Raw genomic sequence first — 25,829 nt, 5'->3', positions numbered from 1 at the left:
GTTAGGGCAACTTCTCCGGGCCACCCGAAACCAGCGGCACGGGGTCGGTCTCCCAGGGGCCCTTTTCGATGAGGTCGTCCATCCAGCCGTCGATGTCACCGTCGAACTTGGTGAATTCGGCGTAGTTTTCCGGGGTGACGCAGCTCAGCTTGAAGAGGCTGTTGCGCTTTTCCTTGGGCAGTTCCGAGGGCTTGATCTCACCGGTGGCGGCGAGGTAGGAGGTGTAGAGGCCGATGGCCGCTGCCATGAATCCGCGGTGGAAGGTCTCGCCGGCGATGGCGCCGTTGCCCATGTTTTCCTTCATCATGTCGACCACCGGCGGGTACAGGCCGTCGGAGGCGAACTTGACGTCGTTGATGCGGCCCGCGTCCTTCACGGCCTGGACGGCGCCGATGATCATGCCGTCGTCGGCGGCCCAGATGCCGTCAACCTTGTCGCCGTACTTGGCCAGGAGGTTCTGGGTCTCCTTGAGGCCGAGCTGCGGGTCCCAGTTGGCGGGGCGGGTGTCCAGGAGCTTTACGTCGGGGTAGGCCTTGAGTGCATCCTTCAGGCCGGCGACGCGGGTCTGGCTGGTGGTGCTGTCCAGCACGCCTGCGAGGGCCACGATGTTGCCCTTGCCGCCGATGCTGTCGGCGAGTGCCTTGGCGGTGCACTGGCCGCTCTCAACGCCGGAGTGCTTCTGGAAGGCAACGAAGTTGTCGCCCTGGTCCCAGGGTTCGAAGTTGTCCGGCTTGTTCCACCAGACCGTTGCGTAACCGCCGGCGGCCTTGACGGCGTTGACGATGGGCGGAGCGTCCGAGCTTGCGACGGTGTTGACCATCAGCGCCACCTTCTTGCCCTGGGCAAGGATGGCCTGGATCTTCGAGATCTCGGTCTGCGAGCTGCCCTCGGAGTCGACGATTTCGAGCGGCACGTCCAGCTTCTTCGACAGGGCCTTGGCGCCTTCGATCATGGACGCCATGTAGGGGTTGGTGGTGTTGATGACGGACGCGACCAGGACGATGTCCTTCTTGTCGATCGGCTGCTGGCTGGTGGCCGTGGTGGAAGAGCAGGCGGTGGTGGCCAGCAGGCCGGCCACCAGCCCAAACGCCGCTACGCGGCGGGTGATGGTTTTCCTGAGGTGCATCAAAGACTCCTTTGTGAGAGACGACCCGAAGTAGTGATTAATAAATATTCAGCTACTGCATTTGCATGCTTATGAGTGTGCGATACCTCACAGGCGCCTGTCAAGAGGTCGCGGCACACTCGCTCTGGAGGTGGCTTAAATAACTGTGGGGAGGCTGCATGGCAGCCTCCCCACAGCGGTCACGCAGACCTATCGGAGTGTCCTGAAGAACGTCCGGACGTCGTCCACATACGTCTCCGGCACCTCAAGCGGAGCGAAGTGCCCGCCGTCGTCATGCACGCGGTACTGCTGGAGGTTGAAGTACTTCTCGGTCCAGCTCATGGGCGGCTTATAGATTTCACCCGGATAGATTCCGACGGCGGTCGGCGCACCCACCACGGGGAAGCGGTCGTGCGAGGGCTTCCAGGGGTTGCCCCTGCATTCCCAGTAGTAGCGCGAGGACGTGCCGCCCGTGTTGGTCAGGAAGTACACCGCAGCGGTGGTGACCAGGTCTTCCTTGGGCCATACCCGTTCGAACGCTTCGGTGCCCTGGCCGCGTTCCTCCAGGCCCCAGAAGTAGCGCTTTTCGGTGATCCACGCCAGCTGGGCGGCAGGGGAGTCCGCCACGAGGGCGGCCAGCGTCTGCGGTTTGGTCAGTTGGATCTCGCCGTACCCGCTCTCCTTCTGGACAAAGAGCTTGCCGCGTTCGAACCAGCCCTTCTCGTCGGCGTCGTTGTATTCGCTTTCGTCCGGAAGCCCCAGGAAGGGGTCGTACTTCACGCCCGGAGGCGCGTCCGGGTGGTCGGCGAGGTAGTGGCTCATCTGTGCCGGGAAGTGCGTGTAGACGCCGTAGACGTCGTCCTCATATTTGTGGCCGTGCTGCTGGGCGATCAGGGCACCCCAGTCGCCGCCTGCGGTGGCGTACTTTTCGTAGCCCAGGACGTCCTTCATGAGGGCGTTCTCCAGGTCGGCCGTCCGCCACCAGTTCCAGCCCGGCTCGGTCAGCGGCGAGGAGAAACCGTACCCCGGCAGCGAGATCAGGACCACGTCGAAGGAGTCGGCCGGGTCCCCGCCATGGCTCGCCGGGTCGGAGAGGGGTCCGATCACCTTGCGCAGGTCCCAGAAGGTCCAGGGCCAGCCGTGGTGGATGAGCAGGGGCATGGGGTTCGGCCCCTTGCCCTTGACGTGGATGAAGTGGAGCGGGACGCCCATCAGTTCGGTCTTGAAGTGCGGCAGCTCGTTCATGCGCTGCTCGACGTCGCGCCAGTCGTATTCGTTGATCCAGTAGTCGACGAGCTGTTTGTGGTAGTCGGTGTTGTAGCCGTACCGCCAGTCGTCGTTGGCGAAGTCCACAGGGTATCGCGTGCGGCGGAGCCGCTCGTTCATGTCCTTGAGGTCCTCATCGGGGATCGAGATGGTGAAGGGGGTTACCCCGCCTTCGTTGTGCGCAGCCATTGCGCCTCCTCGGAAATAGGTGGTTGGAATTGACGTGCTCAGGTGATGTTGTAGAGGGCCCGGGCTTCTTCATGCGTGGCGATGGGCCGGCCGACCTCGCGCGCGATTTCCTGGGCCTGCTGCAGCAGTTCCAGGTTGGTGGGGTTGCGGGCGGGGTCGTAGAAGAGCTCGAGGCCCGTCTTGATGTGGCCGCCGAGCTCGATCGCCCTGCGGAGGATGCCGGTGTCGTCGAGGGCGCCCTGGCCCCAGATGGAGATGTACCAGGGGTGCTTGACCTTCGCCTCTTCGATCATGGAGAGGTAGTAGTAGAGGCTTTCCAGGCTGGGCTTCATGCCGTTGGTGCCGATCGGCTCCATGGCGGTGAGCCCGTAGTCGCCGATGAGGTAGAAGTCCCACATGGAGCCCTTGGTGGACAGGCCCCGGTTGACGTAGTGCATGGCGTGGCGCAGGTGGCCCGGCTCGTACACGCCGAACACCATGGCGAGGTCCCGCTCCCGGAACATCTTCACCTGGCTGGCCACGCGCTGGTAGTTGAATCCGAATTCCGGCCCGGAGAGGTATCCTTCCTCGTCCTCCTCGACCGCGAAGAGGGTCAGGCCGGTGTCGACGCAGCCGATGCGTACGTTGCCGCCCTCGTACAGGTGCGGTACGTGCTCGAGTCCGTTTTCATGGGGCAGCAGGCGGAGGTTGTTGCAGGTGGTGGGGTACCAGGTGATGTCCGGGTGTTTTTCCAAGACCCGGTCCCACGTCCGCATGTAGTCCTTGTAGGCGTTCTCGCCGAGCAGGTCGAAGCTGGTGTTGTGGGCGTGGATCGCGCCGGCGCCCGCTTCCCAGCACCGGATGGCGTCTTCGGCGATTTCCTCGTAGGAGATGGGGGTATTGGGGTTCATCTCCTTGGTGCGGATGCCGTTGATGTGGGACTCGATCACCACCGGGTAGTCCCAGTTCGGCTTCATGTCGGCATACTTGTCGAGGGCGGTGGTCACAGTACCTCCTGGCAGATGGCGTGGCGTCGATCCAGCGGCAACCTGCCGGCTGTGAATCGTTATGCGCACTTGAAATGAATATGCCATCGATCATGGGACGTGCGTCACACTGTTGTCAATAGGTCGCCGCGGTGCGGGGGCGGTTCAGGCCTTGGATGCGGCCGTGCGGCGCCGGGAGGTGGTCCGCGCCGGCTTCGGCTCGGCGGCTGCCTTGCGGTCCTCGGGCGCAGTGTCCACCAGGAAGCGGGCCGTGGCGGCGTCCGTAACGAGCGTGTCCACCCAGCCGCCGGCCGCTGCCGCCCTGATGGCGCGGTGCTTGCGGGCGCCGCCGGCTACCGCCCAGCGGTGTTTTGCGTTGCGGAGCTGTTCGCGGGTGATGCCAACCACCAGGTCTTCGAGTTCCGAGTCGATGGGGTTCCCGTCGGCGTCCAGGAAGTGCAGGCAGACCTCCCCGACGGCGCCCAGTCCGCGCACGTGGGCGAACTGCTCGTCCGTGAAGAAGTTGTCGCCCGGGCGCAGGTCCGGATCGACTTCGTCGGCGCCGATGCCCACCAGTGCCAGGTCCACCGAGTCGAGCATCTGCAGCGCCTCCTGCGCATGCGGGTCGCGGCTCAGCAGGAGGTCCTTCATCTCCTTGCTCGCGGCGACGCCGGGCGTCCGGAGGAAGACAGGCTGGGCCCCGGTGAGGGCGGCGAACTGCTGGGTGGACCGGGCGGTGTCGTGCTGGAGGGAGGGCGGGCCAAGGTCGCCGAGAGTTTCGATGACGTGCTTGCACCGGGTTCGCATGGGCAGCATGACGTTGATCATGGTCCGCATGGTCTTGCTCCATGAAGTCAGGGCAATGGTGCGGACTTCGAAGGCCACGTCCTGCAGGAGTGAGGCCATGGTGTGCGCCAGGTCCTTGCCCAGCTCTTCCTCGTTGTCGCTGACGGCGTCGATGATGTGGACCTCGCTCAGTCCGTACAGCGCCTCCACACGCTCTTCCAGCTCAGCGTGGACGTGTGGGGGGACCGCCACCACGGTCCGCACGATCGCGGCTTCCTCCGCCTGGGCCAGCAGTCGCGACACCCGGGACTGCGAAATCTGCAGCCGTTTCGCAATGTCGGTCTGGCGCATCTCGTGGGTATGGTAAAGGCGCGCCACCTTGATCATCAGTCGCTGCGCGTCGACGTCGTTCATTGCACTCCTTTTGTTGCTCCGCCCATCTTAGGGCCCCCTTGACACGTGATTCGGGGCACATGACACTTATAAATGGAAATGCAGCCCATAAATAATTATTCTATCGCTTGTGGGGCAGGAAAGGGAAGCGCTATGGAGGAGTTCAGCACTCCGTTCGACGTCGTCGTCGTGGGGGCCGGAATCAACGGCCTGGGAATCGCCCGGGATGCCGCCCTTCGGGGGCTGCGGGTTGTCTTGCTTGAACAGGATGACATTTGCAGCGGCGTCTCCGCATGGTCGGGACGGCTGGTCCATGGCGGGCTGCGGTATCTCGAACACCGTGACTTCGCCCTGGTCCGTGAATCGCTGCGCGAACGTGAACTTCTTTTCCGGCTGGCTCCGCACCTGGTCAAGCCGCTGCGTCTCATCATGCCACTGAGCTCGCACAGCCGCCGTCCCGCCTGGCTGATCCGGATCGGCATGTTGCTCTACGATGCCCTGTCCTTTGACAAGAAGACCCAGGGGCACGAGGTCCTGAACCGGGAGGCGATCCTCCGCCGTTTCCCCGGCATCTCCCCGGACGGCCTCCGCGGCGCAGTTGTCTTCACCGACGGCCAGGTTGAATACGCGGAGCGGCTCTGCACCGAGGTGGCGCTCGCCGCTGCAGGCGCCGGTGCCGTCATCCGCACCAAGTCGCGGGTCGAAGAGCCCATCCTCGAAGGCGGCCGGGTTGTCGGGGTGCGCTACCGGAATACCCTGACCGACGAAATGCATGAGGTCCGCGCACCCGTCATCCTTAACGTGGCGGGACCATGGATCGACCGGATCTTCCGCCGGGGCGCGCCGGAACAGCCACGGCTGAACGGCGGAACCAAGGGCAGCCACCTCATCGTTGACCCTTTCCCCGGGGCTCCGGACGACGTCGTCTACTACGAGTCCAAGACCGACGGCCGCCTGGTCCTCGTGATCCCGTGGATGGGCCGCTACCTCATTGGTACCACCGACCTGCGCTTCGACCGGGATCCCGGCGAAGCCCGCTGCGACGCCGACGAAATGGACTACCTGCTGGGCGAGGTCAACGAACTCATCCCCGGCGCCCACCTCACGCCCGCAGACGTTCTCTTCACCTACTCCGGAGTGCGCCCGCTGCCGTACGCACCGGACGTGGAGGAGTGGGAGATTCCCCGCAGCCATGTCCTGCACGACCACGCCCCGGACCTGCCCGGCCTCGTCACCGTGGTGGGCGGGAAACTGACCACCTACCGCCAGCTTGCCCAGGACGCAGTGGACGACGTGTTCAAACGACTGGGGCGCAAGAGCCCCAAGTGCGTGACCGCCAGCCTCCCGCTCCCCGGCGCAGCCGGCGACTTCACCGCTGCGCGGACTGCCCTCGGCCGGGAAGGCCTGGAGGAACGCACGGTTGAACGGCTGCTGGCCCTCTATGGAACCAGGGCCCTTGACGTCATCTCCGAGGCGGACACCGCCGGGGCCGGCTACCCCGTCCTCGACCCCGCAACCGGCGCCCTTGAGGCGGAAATCCTCCTGGCGGTCCGGCACGAGTTCGCCCAGACGCTGGCCGATGTCCTGGCACGCCGGATGCTCCTGGCCTTCGAACCGGGCCACGGGCTCGACGTCGTGGAGCGGGCTGCCGCCGTCATGGGCGGCGAGCGCGGCTGGGACAGTGAGCGTCAGGCCGCCGAAATCCGGGACTACCGCGAATGGCTGGAACGCCTGGCTGTTCCCGCCCATGCTGCCCAGGACCGGGCAGCAGCGGAGGGCTCCGCGTCATGACCGCGCGCTACGTCCTGGCTTTGGACGAAGGATCCACCAGCGCCCGCGCGGTGCTGGTGTCCCTCGACGGGCAGATCGTGGCCGAAGCCCGCCATCCCGTCATCCCCCTTTTCCCCAAGCCGCGCTGGGTGGAGCTCGATCCCAAGGCGCTGTGGGAGGCCCAGCGGAACAGCATGCAGGCTGTGATGGCCAAGGTGGGTGCCACGACGGACGACCTTGCCGCCGTCGGAATCACCACCCACCGCGAGTCCTGCCTGCTGTGGGACCGCCGCACCGGTGAGCCGGTCCACAACGCGATCATGTGGATGTCCAAGCAGACGGACGGGATCGTCCAGCGCTGGAGGGCGGACGGGCTGGACCAGGAGTTCCGGCAGCGGACAGGCCTCTTCAATGATTCGTTCTTCAGCGCACCCAAGCTGGCCTGGGTGCTGGAGAACGTGCCCGGCGTCCGGGAGCGCGCCCAGCGCGGCGAGCTCGCAGCGGGCACGGTTGATACATGGCTGCTGTGGCAGCTGACCGGGGGCCGTTCGCACTTTACGGACCACAGTGAAGCGTCCCGGACGGCCCTGTTCTCCCTGGAAACGCGGGACTGGGACGAGAAGCTCATCGAGGCCTGCGGCATCCCCGCCCGCCTGCTGCCGCCGGCGCTGCCGTCCGATTCGCACTTCGGCGACATGCGCCCCGCCGACGTGGGACTGCCGGGCACGAAGAGCGTCCCGATCATGGCCATCATGGGCGACCAGCAGGCCGGGATGTTCGGCCAGGCGTGTTTCGAGACCGGGTCGGTCAAGAACACCTACGGCACGGCCGGCGTCCTGACGGCAAACAGCGGCCCCGCGCCCGCCATCCTGGACGGCCTCACCGCCAGCGTCGGCTGGACCGAGAGCGGCGCAACCGCCTACGAGATCGAAGGCGTCGTGTTCCACTGCGGCCAGACGCTGCAGTGGATGCGGGAACGCCTCGGGATCCTTTCCGAGGACACCGACCTCGAGGAACTGGGCCGCAGGGTCCAGGACACCGGAGGCGTGTATATCGTGCCGGCCTTCGCCGGACTGTGCGCCCCGCACTGGTCCCGGGACAGCAAGGCGAGCATCGTCGGGCTGACGCTGGAGAGCAGCTCCGAGCACATTGTGCGTGCGGGCATCGAAGCGATGGCGTACCAAACGCGGGACAACATCGACGTACTCGTCGCTGGCGGGAATCCGGTCCCGGAGCTTAAGGTCGACGGCGGGGCGGCGCGCAGCAACCTGCTGTGCCAGTTCCAGGCGGACATCCTCGGCGTGCCTGTGCTGCGTCCCACCGAGCTGGAGCGGACCGCCCTGGGCGTGGCGCACCTTGCCGGCATGGGTGTCGGGTTGTGGAGCCGCGACGACCTGGCCACCGGCTGGCAGATCGACCAGGTTTTCGAACCGGCGATGCCGGCGGACCGGCGCGAGGAACTGTACGCCGGCTGGTGCGACGCCGTGAGGACCGTGACCGGGCGGAGTCCGGGTCCCGGAACGGTGTGAACGGCGTGCACCCGCCGTTCGGCCCCGGCCCGTTCCGGCTGGTCCATGATCCGAAACCGCGTTCCGGGCCGGACGACATGGAGTTCATCGCCGGGCGGCTCGGCGGGCTTCCTTCCGCCCCGGGCGGGGAGCTGAACTTCTCCCGCCCGCGTCCGACGGCGGCCTTCAGCCGGCGGGACTCCCTCCGCCCCGGCTACCCGGCAGCCAGGGACCTCCTGGCGGCGCGCGGGTATGAACCGATCATCAGGCCGGTCGGGGGACACCTGGCGCTGTATGGTTCCGGCGACCTGGTGGTCCACCTGTGGGCGCCGCACGCGGACCCGCGCTCTTCGATCAAGGAACGCTTCGACTCCTTCGGCCGGAACACCGCCGCGGCGCTCCGCGGCCTTGGCGCGGACGCGCGCGTCGGCGCGGTACCGGGTGAATACTGCACCGGCGAGTTCAGCGTCAACGATGCCGGGCGCGCCAAACTGGCCGGGACCGGGCAGCGCCTCACCAGGCACGGCTACCTGTTCAGCGCTGTTGTCATGGTCGAGGAGGCCGGCCCCGCGCGGGCAGCCCTTGAAGAGGCGTACGCCCTGCTGGACCTCGATTTCCGACCCGAATCCGTCGGCTGCGTCGCCGATGCCGTGCCGGGAACCACCGTGGACGACGTCCGCGAAGCCCTGGCCCACCGCCTGATGCCCGTCCTTCAGGCTGCGCAACCCCTTGACCCCCAACCGCCTTTTGCCCTGTCTGGAGCCACCCGTGTCCACTGACCATTCCCCCCGCCCCACTGTCCAAGCCCTCCAGGACCGCCCCCGCGCCCGTGTCCTCATCATCGGCGGCGGCATCAACGGCGTCGGCACCTTCCGCGACCTTGCCTTGCAGGGCGTCGAGGTGGCGCTCGTGGAGCGGGGCGACTTCTGCCAGGGGGCGTCCGGAGCCTCGTCCCACATGATCCACGGCGGCATCCGGTACCTCGAGAACGGTGAGTTCCGCCTCGTGCACGAGTCCGTGGTGGAGCGGAACCGGCTCCTGAACATCGCGCCGCACTACGTGAAGCCGCTGCAGACCACCATCCCGGTGTTCTCGACGTTCTCCGGACTGCTGAACGCTCCGCTGCGCTTCATCACGCACCGCTCCGGCAAACCGCGGGAACGCGGGGCTCTCCTAATAAAGGTGGGCCTGAGCCTCTACGACGCGTTCTCGCGCCGTGGCGGCACCGTGCCGCGCCACCGGTTCGTGGGCCGTAAGCGTTCCCTGGCGGAGCTGCCCGCCCTGCGGTCCGACGTTAAATACACGGCCACCTATTTCGACGCCTCGGTACATGATCCGGAGCGGCTGACGCTGGACGCCCTCCGGGACGGCCTGGAGGCGGGGCCGCACGCCCGCGCCGCCAACTACCTTTCCTTCGTCGGAACGCACGACGGCGGCGCGCGGCTGCGTGATGAGCTCACCGGTGAGGAATTCACCTTCGCCGCGGACGTCGTCGTCAACCTGACCGGCGCGTGGGTGGACGCAACGAACGGCGCCCTGGGGTCGCCGTCGCGCTTTATGGGCGGGACCAAAGGCTCGCACATTGTCCTGGACCACCCGGGCCTGCTGGCCGCCACGGACGGCCGCGAGATCTTCTTCGAGCATAGCGACGGCCGGATTGTGCTGATCTACCCCATGGGCGACCGCTTGCTGGTAGGCACCACCGACATCGACGCGGGGGAGGATCTGGAGCCGGTCTGCACGGATGCTGAGATCCAGTACTTCTTTGACCTGATCCAGCATGTTTTTCCCGCTGTGACGGTTTCGCGCGAGGACATTGTCTATAGGTTCTCCGGGGTCCGGCCCCTGCCGCGGCATGACGATACCGCCCCGGGCTTTGTTTCCCGCGACTACCGCATCGAACGCTCGTTCCTGCCGGGAACTGACCGGCCTGTGTTGAGCATCGTCGGCGGCAAGTGGACCACCTTCCGGGCATTGTCCGAGCAGGTGGCCGACGAGGTCCTGGGCCTGCTCGGGCGGGTCCGCTCGGTGGACACCCGGAACCTGCCCATCGGCGGCGGACGGGCCTACCCGCAGGATGGTTCCGCCGTCGAGGCCTGGGTCGCTGCCCGCACCGGCCCCGGGGTCAGTGCGGACCGCGCCCGGACGCTCCTGGGCCGCTACGGCACCCGGGCCGACGAAGTGCTGGCGTTCCTGGCAGAGGGGGACGACGCGCCCTTGCGGAGCACCGCTGAGCTGAGCACCCGCGAGCTGGCCTGGATGGCGGCGCACGAACAGGTGGCCCACGTGGCCGACGTCCTGATCCGCCGGACGAGCCTGGCCTTCCGTGGCCTGGTCACCGCGGAGCTCGCCTACGAGGTGGCTTCGCAGTTGGCGCCGTACCTCGGCTGGGACACCGGCAAGGCAAGGCAGGAGGCGGAGGCGGCGCTGACCCTGCTCGCCGAACGCCACGGCGTGGGCGCTGCGGCCGCGGGGGTGCTGTCATGACATTGGCACCTGAGGGCCGGAAGATGCTGCGGGTTGAGCAGCGTAACGCGGCTGTCCCGGTGGAGCGGAAGCCGGAGTGGATCAAGGCGAAGGTCCAGATGGGGCCGGAGTTCGTCGGGCTCAAGAACCTGGTCAAGAAAGAGGGCCTGCACACGGTGTGTGAGGAGGCCGGCTGCCCGAACATTTTCGAGTGCTGGGAAGACCGGGAAGCGACGTTCCTGATCGGCGGGTCCGAGTGCACGCGGCGGTGTGATTTCTGCCAGATCGATACCGGCAAGCCGTCCCCGGTGGACATGTTCGAACCCACCAAGGTGGCCCGGTCGGTGCAGTCGATGAACCTGCGCTACGCCACCGTGACCGGGGTGGCCCGGGATGACCTCGCCGATGAGGGTGTGTGGCTGTACGCCGAAACGGTCCGGAAGATCCATGAGCTGAACCCCGGTACCGGGGTGGAGCTGCTGATCCCGGACTTCTCCGGGAAACCGGAACACATCGCGGCGATCTGCGACTCCGCCCCGGAGGTGTTCGCGCACAACGTCGAGACCGTGCCCAGGATCTTCAAGCGGATCCGGCCCGCGTTCCGGTACGAACGGTCCCTGGATGTCATCACCCAGGGCCGGAACCTGGGCATGGTCACCAAGTCCAACCTGATCCTGGGCATGGGCGAAACCCGCGAGGAAATCAGCGAGGCCCTGCGGGACCTGCACGCGGCCGGGTGTGACCTGATCACCATCACCCAGTACCTGCGCCCGTCCGAGCGGCACCTGCCCGTGGACCGGTGGGTCAAGCCCCAGGAATTCCTGGACCTGCAGCACGAAGCCGAGGAGATCGGTTTCCTCGGCGTCATGTCCGGGCCCCTGGTCCGGTCCTCCTACCGGGCCGGACGGCTCTGGGCCACCGCCATGCGCAAAAAGGGACGCGAAATCCCCGAACACCTCGCCCACATCGCCGAAGGCATCCAGGACTCCGGCACCACCCGCCAGGAAGCCGCCAGCCTCCTCGCCCGCTAGAACCCTTGGCGCGACTATCCTGAGCACAGCAAACAGAAAGGCCCCATCCTTGGCTAACTCCTCTCTCCGGGTAGCGATCGTCAGCGCCCAGTGGCACGCAGATATCGTCGACTGCGCCGTCGAAAGCTTCCGTGACCGGCTCAACGAGCTGGGCACAACCGATGTTGACGCCTACCAGGTCCCCGGTGCCTTCGAGATCCCCCTCATGGTCCGAAGGCTCGCAGCATCCGGCAAGTACGACGGCATTGCCACCTCCGCTTTGGTTGTCGACGGCGGGATCTACCGCCACGAGTTCGTCTCGCAGACCGTGGTGGAGGCACTGATGCAGGTGCAGCTGGAGACGGACGTACCCGTCTTTTCGGGTGTCCTGACTCCGCACCATTTCCATGAGCACGAAGAGCACCGGAAGCAGTTTTCCAACCACTTCGTGACGAAGGGGCGTGAGCTGGCCGATGCCCTCGCCTCGACGCTGACGGCGCTGAAGTCCCTGTAAACCCACGCAAGCAGGAAAGGACGACGGCGGTGCTCCCGCCGTCGCCCTCCAAGCGGTTGAAGCCGCTTACTTGAAACCGGACCGGCGCTACGCCGGAAGCTCCAGTTCCCAGTCCTTGACGTCCGCCACCGGGGCGAAGATGCCCGGGTTCAGTTCATCGAAGGGCAGGCCGTTTCGCACGCGGTGTGGCCAGTTCCGGTTGGCCAGCGCCGCCTTGCCCAGGGCGACGACGTCGGCCGTTCCGTCGCGGAGCAGGGCTGCGGCGGCTTCAGGGTCGTCCAGATTGCCGTTGGCGATAACGGGGACGCCTGCGTACTGCTTGGCGAGGGCGGCCAGGGAAGGACCGCTGTCCCCAAAGGCGGGTGCGGAGGCGCGGTATTCGGTGGTGTGAATGAAGTCGATCCCGGTAGCGCCCAAGGTGGAGAAGATCACCTTGGCTTCCTCGATGCCGCCGCTCCAGCGGTGGTCGTTGTCGCTGACCTTGGCCTGCGAGATCCGGATGCCCACCGTCATATCCGGGCCCACGGCTTCACGGACAGCCCGGCTGATCTCCGCGGCGAACCGCACCCGGTTCTCGGTCGAACCGCCGTACTCGTCGGTGCGTTGGTTAAGGTAGTGGGTGAGGAACTGGTCGATCAGGTAGCCGTTGGCGCCGTGGATCTCGACGCCGTCGAACCCTGCTTCCTTGGCATGCAGCGCGGCCCGGACGAAGCCTTCCCGGACCTTATCCATCTGTTCCCGCGTGATTTCCGCCGGCACGGGGTAGGGGCCTTCGCCGCGGTAGAAGGCGAGCTGCTCGCCCTTGGGCGCCACAGCGGAGGGGCCCACCGAGGAGTCGACGAAGCGGTTGCCCTGGGCCTGGGCGCCGGCGTGCATCAGCTGGGCGAAGATCCGGGCGCCGGCGGCGTGGACCCGGTCCACCACCTTGGTCCAGGATTGCGCCTGTTCCTCGGTGGCGATGCCCGGCTGGAAGAGGTAGCCCTGGCTGTAGGCAGTGTCCGGGTAGATGCCCTCGGTGACCAGCAGGCTGAAGCCGCCGCGGGCGTAGGCCTCGTAATAGGCGGCCATTTTCTCCGTGGCGTGTCCGTCTTCGGTGGCACTGACCCGGGTCATCGGGGAAAGTGCGACGCGGTTCTCGAGTTCGGTGGAACCGAGTCGGAGGGGGGCCCAAAGCGGGGTGAAATCAGGCACTGGCGTTCTCCTTCGTTGGTTGGGGAGCGGGTGGCGCCGCCGCAAAGCGGCCACCGAAGGGGGATAACGCGGCGGTACAGGAGAATATTTCGTCCAAGCAGGAACGCGGCGAAGGGACCCTTTCCCGTGGGGGAGAGGGTCCCTTCGTGTCGTGGTTGCGGCAACGGGTGCCGTCCGGCGGTTAACGGTTGGAGCACGCTCCGGCCTTGAAGCCGGGCTGCGGGCTGCCGTGCTGGCCCGGGATGCACTGCTTGCTGCCTGGACCGGGCGGCTCCGCGAGGGCCGGCGAGGCGATGGCGACGCCGCCAAGGGACAGAACTGCGGCCAGGGTGATCATCGAGAGCTTACGCATCGTGTTCTCCTTCTGCTCGTTACTCCTGTTTGACGGGAAAGCTTATAAATGTTCCCCCGTGTTAATTCACGATAATAATCAGCATACTTATGGTCAATGCCTTTGACCGAAGCAGTCATATAACCGGCTTTGGATACTTTGGTGGCCCGTTGGCTCAAGACTGGATCAAGAACGGCTCAGTTTCGGTCAAGGTTCTGGCTCCGGACGCCTCAAGCCGCGGCGAAGAGAATAAGCTCAGCGGCATCGCGATTCTGCGAGTACGACTTGGCAACGTGATGTGCCGTTTATGGGGATGAATGTCGAACTACCGGGCCCTTCGTGGCCTTTCCGCGCTGGTCGCCGCTTTTTCCATGGCCTTCCTGGCCGCAGGCTGCGGGGCGCCGGCCACCGTTGAGAAACTGGACGGCCCGACGGCGGGGAGCACGGCTGCGGCCGCGACCGCCGAGGCGAGGGCAACAACATCCGGTGAGGCGACGCCGTCGTCCGTCCCGACACCACAGGGGACCGCCACGCCGGTGGACCGCCCGACGACGGGTGCCCAGGCGCCGTCGCGGCAGCCCGCCTACGCCAAGAAGGCGCTGGACCTGCTGGCGACGCTGCCCGTCAAGGGCCGCGCCCCGAAGACGGGATACGACCGCGCGCAGTTCGGCCAGGCCTGGGCGGACGTGGACCGGAACGGCTGCGATACGCGCAATGACATGCTCAAGCGCGACCTGACCGCCATCCGGTACGCGAACAGCGTGCCCTGCAAGGTGAAGTCGGGCGTTCTGGCGGACCCGTACACCGGGACCAGCATCAGCTTCCTCCGCGGCGCTGACACCAGCAGCAAGGTGCAGATCGACCACGTGGTGGCCCTCAGCGACGCGTGGCAGAAGGGCGCGCAGCAGCTCACCCTGCAGCAGCGGACGGCGTTCGCCAACGACCCGCTGAACCTCCAGGCTACGGACGGGCCCACCAACCAGCGAAAGGGCGACGGCGACGCGGCCACCTGGCTGCCCCCGAACAAGGGGTTCCGGTGCGAGTACGTTGCACGCCAGATTTCGGTGAAGGCCACCTATTCGCTGTGGGTCACGCAGGCTGAGCATGACGCGATGGCGCGGATCCTGGGCAGCTGCGCGGGGCAGCTGGCGCCGGCCAAGGCCAAGCCGCCGGCCGCTGTGGCGCCGTCGCCTGCTGCTCCCGTTGCTCCGGCACCTGCCGCACCCGTTGCCCCGGCGCCGGTTGCTCCCGCTCCCGTCGCTCCCGTCGCGCCGGTCGCCCCGGCGCCTGCTCCCGTGGCCGTGTACTACCCGAACTGTTCGGCGGTCCGCGCCGCCGGCGCCGCGCCGCTGTATGCCGGGATGGCCGGTTACCGGGCCGGGCTGGACCGCGACCGCGACGGCGTTGCCTGCGAGTAGGGGCTTCCGCGCTGCTGAACATCTTTGCATCACCATCACTCGCATTTCCTAGGGGGACAAAATGAGAAAAAATCCGTATCCAGCCGTCCAGGCGCCGCGTTCGTGGAAGCCGACGGTGCTCTTCTGGATCATTGCCGCGCTGTTGCTGCTCGTGATGATCCCCTTCGCCATCGCCGGCGGGTTTGGCATGGTTCTCTTCATTCTTGGGCTGATCGCCCTGCTGACGGGGCTGTATGCGTGGGTGTTCAAGCGGCGGTCCTGGGTTGGATTGCCTCACCGGAAGTCTGGCGGAGTAGTCGCCGTGGCCGGGTTCCTCGCCCTGATCGTCGGGACCGGGGTGGTGGGTGCCACCGCCGCTCCGGGTGGTGACGCGGCGAAGAAGGCCAGCCTCCTGGAATCTGCAACGCCTACTCCTACCCCCACCCCGACGGAGACAAGCCCCGCGCTTGATCCCTGCGCCACCGAAGGGGCCACGCGGGAGTACGACGGCGTGACTTTCGTCTGTGCCTTGGGTGAGGAGGACGAGGGGTTCATGTGGTTGAGCCAGGAAGACGCTGACAGGTACGCGGCTGAGCGGGCAGCCGCAGCGAAGGCCGCGGCAGACAAGCTTGCAGCCGAAAAGGCGGCTGCTGCAAAGGCCGCCGCGGAGAAGGCCGCAGCCGAAAAGGCCGCCGCGGAAAAAGCCGCTGCGGCGAGGGCAGCTGCTGAAAAGGCTGCCGCTGACCAGGTGGCCCGCGAGGAAGCTGCGCGTCTGGCCGCCGAACAGGCGGCACCCCCGGCACCGCCGGCAGTCCCCGTGGCACCGGCTCCGGCCGCCGTCTATTACCCGAACTGCGCGGCGGCGAGGGCAGCGGGAGCTGCGCCGGTGTACCAGGGCACTCCAGGCTATGGGACCCACCTGGACAGGGACCGCGACGGGATCGGTTGCGATAAGTAGGTAATGGCCCAAAGTAATGCCCTGGGCACCTTGACGGGTGTTCAGGGCATTGTCTTTGGTTTACCGGACGGACAAACGTGCGCGCGGCTTTCAGAATTCGTGGCCTGGACGCCTGTTATTTGGTACCCCTGCGTCCGTCTCGGCTGCCCTTAGTGCAGTTGCAAAGGCTTCGACGGCGGATGCGTATTCCGCCGCCCGGGCGCTGGCCTTGGCGTGCTCAGCCGCCCGCATTGCCCTTATCATTGCAGCGGTTGCCGGCATGCGCGCGTCGGACATCGCGGGAAAGTCGAACTGCAGCTTCGAGTCGACCTCATAGGCCAACCATCGCTTCTGGATGCGGGCATGCTGTGCTGCGGCGGCATTGAATGCCTGGGCTTCGACCAATGAAAGCCCGTTAAGTGATCCCGGTTCCAGGGCCGCTGCGTGTTCGGTGGAGCGGGCAGCTTCACGTCCCCGGGCCAGCGCCTGTTGGGTGCCGAGTCCATCCGCTGTCTTGAGACGATGCTTGAGGAGCATGTTGTACTCGTACGCCTGGATTTCGTCGGCCGTCATCCGGTCCAGCTCGGCGGCGCTCCTGTGCTGCACGTCGAAAGGGCCCTTTTTGCTGGCGATGCTGCTGTTTGGGACGGGGAAGACGAACCTGCCTCCCATGACTCCGCCCAGCACAACAGACCAGAAGATCCAGTCCGGTGAGTCTGCCGAGGTCAGCGAACTGCCAACGAAAACAGCGGCGGAGGTTGTAATGGCCTGCCCCTTGGTGAAGAAGATCCGGGTTTTTCCCAGCCGCATCACCTTGCGGGGCTTGGCGAGCTGCCGGCTGTGAAAGGAACGTGCCTCTTCGATCCAGTCTTGTGCCAGGGCTGCCAATCGTGGCCTATCTGTCATGATCAAGACGATACCGCCCGGCCCCGACACAGACGGTGACGTCGTTCAGCGGAGCGCCCGGCGAAATGCGGCGGCGGCCGTCCCCGAGTGTGCGGGCCATCCCTTCCGGCTCCGGCCTTCCCCGGCGGTGCAGCCACGAAGCGCCAGCGAATCCCGCATACCGCTTGCAGCGCCTCTTGACGCCGGCCGGCGGGCTGAGGAACATCTGAGCCATGGTGCGCTTTATCGTCGCGGCCTGCACCGCCGTCGTCCTGATGTTTGGCACTGGCTGCTCCCCGGCAACGACGCCTGTACCATCGGCTTCCTCCCCGATGGACCGGCTGCGTACTGGCTTGGAGGAGTTCAGCCAAGACAGGCTGGCAGCCGGAGCCTCTGCGGTCCTCATCCAGTTGAGGATCAACGGGGAGGCCTGGTCCGGTGCCGCGGGAGTCCGCGACCTCGATACGAAGGTGCCAGCGGAGCCAGCCGACTCCTTCCACATCGCCAGCCTGACCAAGTCCATGGTGGCCGTCTCCGTCATGAAACTGGTCGGTCAGGGCAAGATCAGGCTGGATGGCGAGGTGAGCGAGTACTTGCCGGAGCTCAAGAAACGCCTGCAGCCGCCGGAACCGGTCACCGTCCGGATGCTTCTCGAGCACACCTCCGGGATGCCGAGCTTCGAGGAAGTGCTGATCAGATCTGGCCCCCTGAAGCAGGTCCTGACCACACCCCTGACGGCTGAGCGGCGAATGGAGCTGGCCGGTACCCTTCCGTGGAATACGGACGATATTGGCGTCTTCAGATATTCGAGCTCTAACTATGTGGTGCTCGGCCTGCTCATTGAGCAGGTCACCGGACGCAGCCTAAGCGATGTGCTGCAGGCGGACATCGCAGAACCCCTCGGTCTTAGGGGGACCCGGCTGACGGGGACGGGCCCCGCCCCACCGGACATGATCCACGGGTACGTCGTGATCGACGGCGAACGCGTCGACGCCGCCCTTGCCGGCGTCCAGGACGGGTCGGCTTCCGGTGGCATGGTCTCCACTGCGCCGGACGTCAGCGAATTCTATGCTGCACTGCTGGGCGGCAGGCTCCTGGGGCCGGATCTCCTGGCGGAGATGCAGAGCCCCAACGCATCACAGTACGGCCTTGGCCTGGCCAAGTGGTGGGACAGTTGCGCGAAGGGTTACTACTACGGACATCTCGGAGGTGCTCCCGGCTATGCGTCGGCTGCCATGGTCAGCGCGGACGGGTCCCGGCAGCTGACACTCTTCGTCGCGCTCGCGGAAGAACCCCTCAGTGCTGATGCACCTCCGCCCGACTATGGGCTGGGTGAGTTCGCTCAGCAGACGCTCGACGGCGCCTGCCGCTAGGAATGCGGCTGCGGCGCATCCCTCCACGAAAGCAGACTGCAGTATTCAAGAATTCTCTTGACAATGGCTTGGGCGGGGTGTCTTATTCAAGAAAGCTATTGAATAGCTTTGGCGCCCCGTATGAGGGCGCCCCGCCGCACAGCACAAAAAGGTCGTTGAGCCAGATGGCAAACGGGACGGAAGCGCAAATTAACGGAATCAGCGTCGCGGGGTGGGAAGCTTTCCGCGATGAGGTCCGGCACGACGCCTCGGCGGCCGACAGGCATCCGTCCGTCACCGCGCACTGGCTTGGCGGATCGCGGTCGCGGGTGGAGCTCGAAGACAAGAGCATCCACATTGGCGGCCGCGGGGAATTCAATGCCATGCAGACACTTCTTGCAGCGCTCGCCGCGTGCGACGTGGATCTCATCGCCCTTCACGCGGCCTTGCTTGGGGTCGAGGTGAAGGACCTGCGCGTCGAAGCCACCGGCCACTTCAATGTCCAGGCGTATCTGGGCCTTGATGCGCCGGGTTCCGGTTACACCGGTATTTCCTACAAAGTCATGCTTGACGCCCCGGATGCCAGCGAAGAGCAGATCCGGTTACTGCGCGAGCGGATTGAGCGCTCCTCTCCGGTGGGCGACTCCCTTGGCCGGTCCATCCCGCTGACGATCGAGTTCAACGCGTCCTGACTGGTGGCCAACGCCGCCAGTTCTCCGGCTGCCAAGGATTGCGTCAAACTGGAGACTGCACCCCCGAATGAAAGCAGCCTCCATGATCACCCTCCAGCAGGACGCCGACGGCTTCATCCGGATGGGCCGGCACTACCCGGCCAGTCTCCGGATCCGGATCGCCTTCGCTGACGGCAGCACCGGAGAGTTTTCGGGCCGGACCCTGAACAACGTCTACGATGCTGCCCTCGCGGAATTCCGCAACCGGAACGGGCTGGATGCGCGGGGGTACAACCGGACGCCTGCGGGCCGGACCAACTCCGGGAACAGACTCGACTTCGTTCCCGTGCATCCTGGAATGGGCGGGTAGGGGAGCGCGGGTGGCTGAGGACGGAGCAACCGCCGGCCTCTTTGACCGCGCCGTGGTGATCTTCAACCCGGGCCGGACGGGGATGGGCGCGTGGATCGAGACCCTGCAGCGGGAGCTGGCTGCAGCGAGGCTGCCTGTTGACCTGTTGCCTACGGACCATGCCGGGCATGCCCGCGCGCTGGCGCGGGCCGAGGCAGGCCGGGGTGCGCCGCTGATTCTCTCAGTCAGCGGCGACGGCGGGTACAACGAGGTGGTCAACGGCGTCATGGACGTTCCCGGCAGCCAGGCGGTTTGCACCGTTATTCCTGCAGGCAACGCGAACGACCACTTCCGGAGCCTCCCCGCCAGGTCGCTCAGTGAAGCACTGAGGGCCACGACGGTTCGGCACATCGACCTGCTGCGGGTGGTGTTCCGTTCCGGAGACCGGGAGCAGATCCAGTACGCCCACTCCTACGTGGGTTTCGGGCTCACACCCCTGATGGCCATCGGCATCGAGCAGGGCGGCAAGGGAAAAGTGCTCGAACTCGTCTCCGTTGCCCGCACGCTCCGCCGCCTGAAACCGTTCGAGCTCGTGCGGGACGACGGCGCTACCGCGAAGTTCGACAGCCTGATCCTGGCCAACATCTCGCGCATGGCGAAGTACGGAAAGGTCAGCGAGTCGCACTACCCGGACGATGGATTGTTCGAAGTGGTGACGCTGCCCCATGCAGGACTGATGAAGATGTCACTGATGACGCTCCGCGCCGTCACCCTGGGACTCGGACATCAGCCGGGCGTCGCGAGCTATGCCTTCTCCACGCGGAACGCTGTTCCATGCCAGATTGACGGCGAGGTGGTCCATATCCAGGCGGGAACCCACGTCCGCGTGGAGAGTGCCAGGGGTGCCCTCGCCACCCTCTGACCTTTCGTTAAAGGACCGCTTGACCGGCGGCCTGCGGTTCTGCGTGGGGCACAGCAGAATCGGGGCCGCCCAATGACGGACGCCGGCCTGACCGGTAGGCCAAGTCGATGACAGATTCGAGTTCCTCAAACACCGTATGGTTTCCGGGGAGGACCACGTGGGCCAGGAATTCCGATTCCAGGGTGGCAACGCCCGCCGCCACGGCACCGAGCTTGGCGTCTATGGCCAGGGCCAGAGCATGCCAGGATTTGCGGTTGGCCCGTTCCAGGATTTTCGCGTTCGCTTCGCGGAGCCGGCTATCCGCGATGTCCCCTCGGATCGCCAGGGCTCCCTCAGACTGCAGTATGGGCATGACGATCCGGAATTGCCGGGCGTCAGCCCTGAAACCGATGGCACTCCGGTTCCCCCGCTGCGTAAACACAACGTCCGTTGCGCCATAGCTCGCCAGCGCCTGCCCGATGTGTTTCCGGGAAGCCTCGCTGCTGCAGGAATCGCCGCGGGTATAAGGACCTGTCATCTCCCCACTATGCGCCTCCCGGACCCTCTTTCCTAACGATGCCCAGTGACGCCGCGGTAACTGACCTGATTCGCAATATTGTGTCAGTCGGTCCCTTTCGATAAGCCAGGAAAGGACCCGCCCTCCCGCTGGAATGCGCGCACCGCCTCGCTCACGGTCGGGTAGAAGTGTTCGGGGGTGAAGCGGGACCCCATTCCGTACCGCAGCAGCCTGTCCTTGACTGGCCCTTTCATCTCCGCGAACACCAGGTCCACGCCGTGCCGTTCCAGCCACTCGTCCAGCTGGATGAGCTCATCCAGCGCGGTGGTGTCGATGCCGGTCACGGGTTCCGCCGCCAGTACCACGCGTTCGATGCCCGGCGGGGCCTCGTCCAGCTGGTCCCGCACGAAGGAACCCAGGAGGGCCCCGTTGCCGAAGAACAGCGGTGCGTCGAAGCGCAGGATCAGCAGGCCGGGGACGCGCTCACCTTCCGGATGGCGGCTCACGTCGTGGTAGCCGGGGACTCCGGGCACGTCCACCAGTTCGGCGCGGTAAGGGTCCCAGGCCCGCCGCAGGAAGTCCAGGATGGCCAGGCCGACGGCCACCACGATGCCCGGCAGGACGCCCAGGACGATGACGCCCAGGAACGCGGCGAGCATCACCAGAGATTCGCTGCGGCTCATCCCGAGAAGCCGGCGCACCCCCGCGGGGTCGGCTATTCCTGCGGCTGCGGCGATCACGATGGCGGCCAGGGTGGCGGACGGGAGGAACTCGGTGGCGCCGGGCGCCGCGAGCATGAAGCCGAGGACCAGGAGGGCGCCCACCACGCCCGTGAGCTGGGACTTCGACCCGGATTCGACCGCAACGGGTGTGCGGGAGGTGCTGGCCGAGATGGGGAAGCCGCCGAACAGGCCGCTGGCTGCGTTGGCAGCTCCCAGCGCGGCCATTTCGTGGTTGCCGGAGACCTTGCCGTTCCGGGCCGCGGCCAGGGACTGGGACAGCGTGCCGGTGTCCACGAAGACGATCAGGGCGATGCCCGCGGCAGCGGGCAGCAGGGTCACGACGTCGGCCCAGCCGATGCCGCCGAGGGCAGGCGCCGGGAGCCCCTGGGGAAGCGCTCCGGTGACCTTGACGTCGTCGTGCAGTCCCAGCGCGGCCACGGCGATAGAGGAGACGACGACGGCAATCAGCACCCCGGGGACCTTCCACTTCAGCCACCTCGGAACCAGGATGAGCACCAGCGAGGCCAGTCCCAGCAGCACTGCCACCAGGTTGGTTTCGCCAGCGAGCATTTTCGGCAGGGCGGCGAAGAGCTTGTCCCAGGGCGTCTCGCCGTCGACGGGGATCCCCAGCAGCGTGGGGATCTGGGACGCCACCACCAGCAGGGCGATGCCGTTGAGGTAGCCCAGCCGGATGGGTTTGGACAGCAGGCCCGTGACGATGCCCAGCCGCAGCGCCGCTCCGGCCAGCATGATGGCGCCGATGAGGATGGCCAGCAGTCCCGCCAGAGCCACGGCCCGCTGTTCATTGGCGGCGGCCAGGGGAAGCAGCGCGGCCACGATCATCGGGGCGAGCGCCGAATCCGGCCCCAGCACCAGCACCCGTGACGGTCCGACGATGGCGTAGACGATCAGGGGGACGACGGTGGCGTAGAGGCCGGTGACGGGAGGCAGCCCGGCGGCCTGGGCGTAGGCCATGCCTGCGGGGACCAGGACCGCGAAGAGCGCGGCGCCGGCCACCAGGTCGTGCCGCAGCCACCCCATCTTGTAGCCGCGCAGGGTCGGCGGGATCCACCGGGATCGTGGTGTTCCGGAGCCGCTCATGCTCCGATCATGGACCATCCCGGCCCGCGCCCGCCATCCGGGTGCGCCGGGCGGAAAACCATGCAGTGGAATCCGGGCGAAGCGCCTCAGGAGTTCAGTTCAGCTGCTGCGAATGACACGGCGAAGCGGGCACACCAGATGCTGACCGAGCTGTAGTCACCCAGTACAGCCCCGGCAGGGATCGGGTAATTCTGATTGCCTTTGTTGGCTTTCAGTGCGCCCAGGTCGAGGTAGGCGCCGTCATCAAAGACGTACCAGCCGGCGGTTCCCTCGATGACGGGGGCATCGGTGAGCCATACCCGGAGATCCGGGCCGTCGGACGTGTCTAGGCCCTCAAACCGGAGAATCCGGCTCCCGTCGGGGAGCTCCAGGATCTTCGCAGTGCCCGAGCTGGCGTGTTCGTGGCTGATAAGCCGCCCTGTTGCCAGCTCACGGGGAACCGCGGCGGCGGTGGGGGCAGCGGTGGCCGTGGCATTCGCTGCCGAAGGCGCCGGCGACGTGACCGCGGGGGTGGTGACGGCAGGGACATCCTCGACCACCGTTGAACTGGTGAAGATGCGCCAAGGCTGGAACAGGTAAAGCCCCACGGCGACCGCGATGACAGCCGCAAGGGCTGCAACCGGGATGAGTATGCGCCGCCTCATACAACATCAACGTCCGGTCGGCGGGCATGGTTCCGGATCGGCTTCGGGGACGGCACGCGCAGCGCGTGCCGTCCCCGAAGGTGGAGGATTCCGGTGGTGTCAGGCTGCCGGATCGTGGTCCGTTTCCAGAATTTTCGCCAGCTGGTCCAGGGCCTCGTCCGCTCCCGGCCCTTCAGCGCGCAGGAGCACGACGTCGCCGTGGGACGCCCCCAGGCTCATGAGCGAGAGGATGCTTCCCGCGTCCAGCGCCTCACCGGGGCCGGCGTCCGCAGCGGAGATGGTGACGTCCAGCTCGAGGTCGCTGACAGCCTCGGCGAAAATGGATGCTGGGCGGGCATGGAGGCCCACTCGACTGGCAATTGTTGCGGTTCTTTCGGGCATTTCATTCCTTGGTTATGTGCCGTGGCCGGTTGTCGGCTTGGAGGGGAGGGCTGGGCCAACCCCTTATGCAGCCGGGCTGTCCTGCTTGGTCTTTTCTTTTGCGCTTTCCTGGGCTGCGCTAAGCCACGCATCACGCTTGGCGCCCGGAACCCATCCCGCGTCGACCACCCGACGCTGGAAAATGATGGCGCCGGTTACGAGGGCCATGGCAATGAGGACGGTCAGGATGGCGCCGAGGGCTGGGCCGCCGGTGAGGCTGACGCCGATGAGGGTGCCGAACCAGCCGAAGTCGGCATCACCGAAGGTGCTGTTGGCGAGTCCGAACTGGCCCAGGACGAGCAGCAGGACTGCCGGCAGGATGGTGATGATGATGCCGTTGACGAAGCCGCCAAGCATGGCGCCCCTGCGGCCGCCGGTTGCGTTCCCATAGACGCCGGCGCCTCCGCCGGTGAAGAAGTGCGGGACCATTCCCGGCAGGATCAGTGCCAGGCCGAAGGCGGGGTTCAGCCAGAGCGCCAGGATACCCAGCGCGATCAGCCCTCCGGTAAAGGAGCTCAGGAAGCCGATGAGCACTGCGTTTGCGCCGAACGGGAAGACAATGGGGATGTCCAGGGCGGCCTTGGCGCCGGGAACAACCTTGGCTGCGATGCCCTGGAAGGCAGGAACGAGCTCGCCCAGCACCGTGCGGACGCCGTAGAGGATCACGGCCACGCCGACGCCGAACATCAGCGCTTGTTTGAAGCCGGCCATGATGAAGGCTCCGGCGTCGGGGACCTCAAAGATGGCCAGCGCGTCAGCGAGCGGCAGGGCAATGAGTCCCCAGATCGCAAAGACCATGTAGATCAGGATCATGGACAGCGACGTGGCAACCATGGAATCACGCAGGAATTTCAGGCCCTGGGGAAAGTGGATGTCTTCGGCGGACTTGCTGCGCTTGCCGGCGACCTGTCCGACGGCCCCGGCGGCAATGTAGCCGAGAGAACCGAAGTGGCCGATTGCGATGGTGTCGTTACCGGTAATCTTCTTTGTCCACGGGTGCAGGAACGCCGGCATGACCACCATGATGACACCCAGGAGGACAGCACCCAGGAGCACCACCAGCCAGTCGAGGCCCTCGCCCAGGCCGACAGACAGAATGACGGTGAGCATCGTAGCCATGAACACCATGTGGTGGCCGGTCAAGAAGACATACTTCAGCGGTGTGAAGCGCGCCAGTACCAGCATGATGAGGAAACCCAGGGTCAGCACGTAGGCACTCTGGGCGCCGAACTGTTCCTGGGCCATCGCAGTGATGACCTCGTTGGTCGGAATGACGCCCTGGGCTCCGGTGACGGTGAGGATGAGCTGGCCCAGCGGATCCAGAGATCCGACAACCACGCCGGCGCCCACGCCAAGGATGAAGAAGCCCAAGGTGGCCTTTAGTGCACCTCCAATGACCTGGCCCGAGTTGCGCCGCAGCGCTATCAGCCCTGCTGCGGTGATGATGCCGATCAGGTACGCGGGCACATTGAGAATCTGCTGCCCTATGAAATTCAGTACTACTACGAGCCAGTCCATGCCGGTCCTTTACTGCGGAAATGTTGGTTGGGGAGGTAATGCAGGAGTGAGGGGGAACGCCGGCCCGGTCTATTGAACGGCGGCAGACAGTTTCTTGTGGATTTCGTCGAGGTCAAAGAAGTTGTCGATGACAATGACCTCTGCCGGGACATCGCCAATTTCAGGTGCGAGTTCCTGGGACGTGAGTACGACATCGGCCGTTTGTGCGGCGCCGCGGGCCACGCCTATGTCGGCGGCCTCGATGTCGGCGTCGATGCCAAGGTCCTGGAGGACCTTTTCGGCGTTCATTTTCAGGAGCACGGATGTCCCAATGCCCATTCCACATACAGCGACGATCTTCATGGTTCGTTGCCTTTCGATTCCGAGGTGATGTTGGAGTTATTTATTTCGGGGAGGCGGCGCTGGCCAGTAGGGAGCGGACTTCTTCCGGGCTCGCCGCCGCGTCAAGGCCGTCGCGGGTGGCCGGATCCGAAAGGATCCCGGCGACTGCCCGGAGGACTTCGATGTGGGCCGTGTGGTCGAGGGCTGCGAGGCCAATGACCAGCGACACAGGGTCGTTGGATTTGTGACCGAACTCGACGGGGGAGGCAAGGCTGACCCAGCTGAGCCCTCCCTTTTTGACGGATTCAGAGGGCCGGGCGTGGGCGAGGGCGACGCCCGGCGCAATGACGATGTAGGGGCCGTGCTCTTCGACGGCAGCGATCATCTGGTCGGTGTAGTCCTCTGTTGTGACACCGCCTGCCACCAGGCCGTCGCCTGCGCGACGGATAGCTTCCCGCCAGTCGGAAGCGGCCACATTGGTGGTGATGGATGAGAGTTCTTCAGCGAGGTTCAAAGCCACGGGTGGGGATCCTTCAGTCAACGGATCACATCACGACGATGTGAGTCAGATCACCGTAGCAAGAATCAGGGGCTTAAGTC

Annotated in this window: 26 protein-coding genes; 12 read left to right on the top strand and 14 right to left on the bottom strand. The window is 66.0% G+C overall.

Annotated features, from left to right (window positions below):
* Nucleotide 1: 1 nt before the first annotated feature.
* From ACIQC0_RS02410 to ACIQC0_RS02395, 4 genes are all read right to left on the bottom strand, one after another.
* Entirely contained in the window at nt 2–1,126 is a 1,125-nt protein-coding gene (locus ACIQC0_RS02410) for a sugar ABC transporter substrate-binding protein (RefSeq protein WP_377215116.1), read from the bottom strand.
* Nucleotides 1,127–1,315: 189 nt separating this feature from the next.
* Nucleotides 1,316–2,560, bottom strand: coding sequence for an epoxide hydrolase family protein (locus ACIQC0_RS02405; RefSeq protein ID WP_400532424.1), 1,245 nt, complete (start codon nt 2,558–2,560; stop codon nt 1,316–1,318).
* A 38-nt stretch (nt 2,561–2,598) separates the two neighbouring features.
* On the bottom strand, nt 2,599–3,546 hold the full coding sequence (locus ACIQC0_RS02400) for a 3-keto-5-aminohexanoate cleavage protein (RefSeq protein WP_400532422.1): 948 nt from the start codon (nt 3,544–3,546) through the stop codon (nt 2,599–2,601).
* 144 nt (nt 3,547–3,690) lie between these two features.
* Nucleotides 3,691–4,725 (bottom strand): sugar-binding transcriptional regulator, encoded by a 1,035-nt coding sequence (locus ACIQC0_RS02395; RefSeq protein WP_377215119.1) that lies wholly within the window; start codon nt 4,723–4,725, stop codon nt 3,691–3,693.
* Between the two features lie 132 nt (nt 4,726–4,857).
* On the opposite strand from ACIQC0_RS02395, the gene glpD reads away from it, so the two are divergent.
* Genes glpD through ACIQC0_RS02365 form a run of 6 tightly spaced genes read left to right on the top strand, consistent with a single transcriptional unit; the run spans nt 4,858 to nt 11,972 of the window.
* Nucleotides 4,858–6,495, top strand: a complete 1,638-nt coding sequence (gene glpD, locus ACIQC0_RS02390) for a glycerol-3-phosphate dehydrogenase (protein ID WP_400532420.1) — start codon at nt 4,858–4,860, stop codon at nt 6,493–6,495.
* Nucleotides 6,492–8,003 (top strand): FGGY family carbohydrate kinase, encoded by a 1,512-nt coding sequence (locus ACIQC0_RS02385; protein ID WP_400532418.1) that lies wholly within the window; start codon nt 6,492–6,494, stop codon nt 8,001–8,003. The genes glpD and ACIQC0_RS02385 overlap by 4 nt, the downstream gene beginning before the upstream one ends.
* On the top strand, nt 7,949–8,761 hold the full coding sequence (locus ACIQC0_RS02380; protein WP_400532416.1) for a lipoyl protein ligase domain-containing protein: 813 nt from the start codon (nt 7,949–7,951) through the stop codon (nt 8,759–8,761). Before ACIQC0_RS02385 ends, ACIQC0_RS02380 begins: the two co-directional genes overlap by 55 nt.
* Nucleotides 8,751–10,469, top strand: coding sequence for a glycerol-3-phosphate dehydrogenase/oxidase (locus tag ACIQC0_RS02375; protein WP_400532414.1), 1,719 nt, complete (start codon nt 8,751–8,753; stop codon nt 10,467–10,469). The genes ACIQC0_RS02380 and ACIQC0_RS02375 overlap by 11 nt, the downstream gene beginning before the upstream one ends.
* Nucleotides 10,466–11,479 carry a lipoyl synthase gene (gene lipA / locus ACIQC0_RS02370; protein ID WP_400532411.1) on the top strand — a complete coding sequence of 338 codons (1,014 nt, stop codon included), beginning with the start codon at nt 10,466–10,468 and terminating at the stop codon, nt 11,477–11,479. The genes ACIQC0_RS02375 and lipA overlap by 4 nt, the downstream gene beginning before the upstream one ends.
* A 49-nt stretch (nt 11,480–11,528) precedes the next feature.
* Nucleotides 11,529–11,972, top strand: a complete 444-nt coding sequence (locus ACIQC0_RS02365; protein ID WP_377215125.1) for a 6,7-dimethyl-8-ribityllumazine synthase — start codon at nt 11,529–11,531, stop codon at nt 11,970–11,972.
* An 87-nt stretch (nt 11,973–12,059) separates the two neighbouring features.
* Here ACIQC0_RS02365 and ACIQC0_RS02360 read toward each other — a convergent pair whose 3' ends face one another.
* Entirely contained in the window at nt 12,060–13,163 is a 1,104-nt protein-coding gene (locus tag ACIQC0_RS02360) for an NADH:flavin oxidoreductase (protein ID WP_400532409.1), read from the bottom strand.
* A gap of 181 nt (nt 13,164–13,344) precedes the next feature.
* On the bottom strand, nt 13,345–13,515 hold the full coding sequence (locus ACIQC0_RS02355) for a hypothetical protein (protein ID WP_400532408.1): 171 nt from the start codon (nt 13,513–13,515) through the stop codon (nt 13,345–13,347).
* A gap of 296 nt (nt 13,516–13,811) precedes the next feature.
* On the opposite strand from ACIQC0_RS02355, the gene ACIQC0_RS02350 reads away from it, so the two are divergent.
* Together ACIQC0_RS02350 and ACIQC0_RS02345 are read left to right on the top strand one after the other, a co-directional pair.
* Nucleotides 13,812–14,912: a DUF1524 domain-containing protein gene (locus ACIQC0_RS02350; RefSeq protein WP_400532407.1), complete on the top strand. Its 1,101-nt coding sequence runs from the start codon at nt 13,812–13,814 to the stop codon at nt 14,910–14,912.
* A gap of 61 nt (nt 14,913–14,973) precedes the next feature.
* On the top strand, nt 14,974–15,849 hold the full coding sequence (locus tag ACIQC0_RS02345; protein WP_400532405.1) for an excalibur calcium-binding domain-containing protein: 876 nt from the start codon (nt 14,974–14,976) through the stop codon (nt 15,847–15,849).
* Between the two features lie 90 nt (nt 15,850–15,939).
* Here ACIQC0_RS02345 and ACIQC0_RS02340 read toward each other — a convergent pair whose 3' ends face one another.
* A complete protein-coding gene (locus ACIQC0_RS02340) occupies nt 15,940–16,734 on the bottom strand; it encodes a hypothetical protein (RefSeq protein WP_400532404.1) in 795 nt (264 codons plus the stop codon).
* A 212-nt stretch (nt 16,735–16,946) separates the two neighbouring features.
* Here ACIQC0_RS02340 and ACIQC0_RS02335 point away from each other — a divergent pair, with 212 nt between their 5' ends.
* The 4 genes from ACIQC0_RS02335 to ACIQC0_RS02320 all read left to right on the top strand — a co-directional run bounded on the left by ACIQC0_RS02335 (nt 16,947) and on the right by ACIQC0_RS02320 (nt 20,007).
* Nucleotides 16,947–18,086 (top strand): serine hydrolase domain-containing protein, encoded by a 1,140-nt coding sequence (locus ACIQC0_RS02335; protein ID WP_400532402.1) that lies wholly within the window; start codon nt 16,947–16,949, stop codon nt 18,084–18,086.
* A 164-nt stretch (nt 18,087–18,250) separates the two neighbouring features.
* Nucleotides 18,251–18,757: an OsmC family protein gene (locus tag ACIQC0_RS02330; protein WP_400532400.1), complete on the top strand. Its 507-nt coding sequence runs from the start codon at nt 18,251–18,253 to the stop codon at nt 18,755–18,757.
* 82 nt (nt 18,758–18,839) lie between these two features.
* Nucleotides 18,840–19,106, top strand: a complete 267-nt coding sequence (locus tag ACIQC0_RS02325) for a hypothetical protein (RefSeq protein WP_400532598.1) — start codon at nt 18,840–18,842, stop codon at nt 19,104–19,106.
* Nucleotides 19,107–19,116: 10 nt separating this feature from the next.
* The gene (locus ACIQC0_RS02320) at nt 19,117–20,007 is read left to right on the top strand and encodes a diacylglycerol/lipid kinase family protein (protein ID WP_400532399.1); all 891 of its coding nucleotides are present in this window, start codon (nt 19,117–19,119) and stop codon (nt 20,005–20,007) included.
* 7 nt (nt 20,008–20,014) lie between these two features.
* Here the strand turns inward: ACIQC0_RS02320 and ACIQC0_RS02315 are convergent, their stop codons facing one another.
* The 7 genes from ACIQC0_RS02315 to ACIQC0_RS02285 all read right to left on the bottom strand — a co-directional run bounded on the left by ACIQC0_RS02315 (nt 20,015) and on the right by ACIQC0_RS02285 (nt 25,749).
* Nucleotides 20,015–20,524, bottom strand: a complete 510-nt coding sequence (locus tag ACIQC0_RS02315) for a hypothetical protein (RefSeq protein WP_400532398.1) — start codon at nt 20,522–20,524, stop codon at nt 20,015–20,017.
* A gap of 83 nt (nt 20,525–20,607) precedes the next feature.
* The gene (locus ACIQC0_RS02310; protein ID WP_400532397.1) at nt 20,608–22,326 is read right to left on the bottom strand and encodes a SulP family inorganic anion transporter; all 1,719 of its coding nucleotides are present in this window, start codon (nt 22,324–22,326) and stop codon (nt 20,608–20,610) included.
* Nucleotides 22,327–22,412: 86 nt separating this feature from the next.
* On the bottom strand, nt 22,413–22,970 hold the full coding sequence (locus ACIQC0_RS02305; RefSeq protein WP_400532395.1) for a DM13 domain-containing protein: 558 nt from the start codon (nt 22,968–22,970) through the stop codon (nt 22,413–22,415).
* A gap of 99 nt (nt 22,971–23,069) precedes the next feature.
* Nucleotides 23,070–23,351 (bottom strand): HPr family phosphocarrier protein, encoded by a 282-nt coding sequence (locus ACIQC0_RS02300; RefSeq protein WP_400532394.1) that lies wholly within the window; start codon nt 23,349–23,351, stop codon nt 23,070–23,072.
* A 63-nt stretch (nt 23,352–23,414) separates the two neighbouring features.
* Nucleotides 23,415–24,908, bottom strand: a complete 1,494-nt coding sequence (locus ACIQC0_RS02295; protein ID WP_400532392.1) for a PTS ascorbate transporter subunit IIC — start codon at nt 24,906–24,908, stop codon at nt 23,415–23,417.
* A 69-nt stretch (nt 24,909–24,977) separates the two neighbouring features.
* On the bottom strand, nt 24,978–25,250 hold the full coding sequence (locus ACIQC0_RS02290) for a PTS sugar transporter subunit IIB (protein WP_400532390.1): 273 nt from the start codon (nt 25,248–25,250) through the stop codon (nt 24,978–24,980).
* Between the two features lie 40 nt (nt 25,251–25,290).
* Nucleotides 25,291–25,749 (bottom strand): PTS sugar transporter subunit IIA, encoded by a 459-nt coding sequence (locus ACIQC0_RS02285; RefSeq protein ID WP_400532389.1) that lies wholly within the window; start codon nt 25,747–25,749, stop codon nt 25,291–25,293.
* Nucleotides 25,750–25,829: the final 80 nt, after the last annotated feature.

It is taken from the genome of Pseudarthrobacter sp. NPDC092419, from assembly GCF_044755045.1.
In the GTDB taxonomy this organism is placed as follows: Bacteria; Actinomycetota; Actinomycetes; order Actinomycetales; family Micrococcaceae; genus Arthrobacter.
The sequence above is the reverse complement of the archived record's forward strand: the minus strand, read 5'-3'. Positions and strand labels throughout refer to the sequence as shown.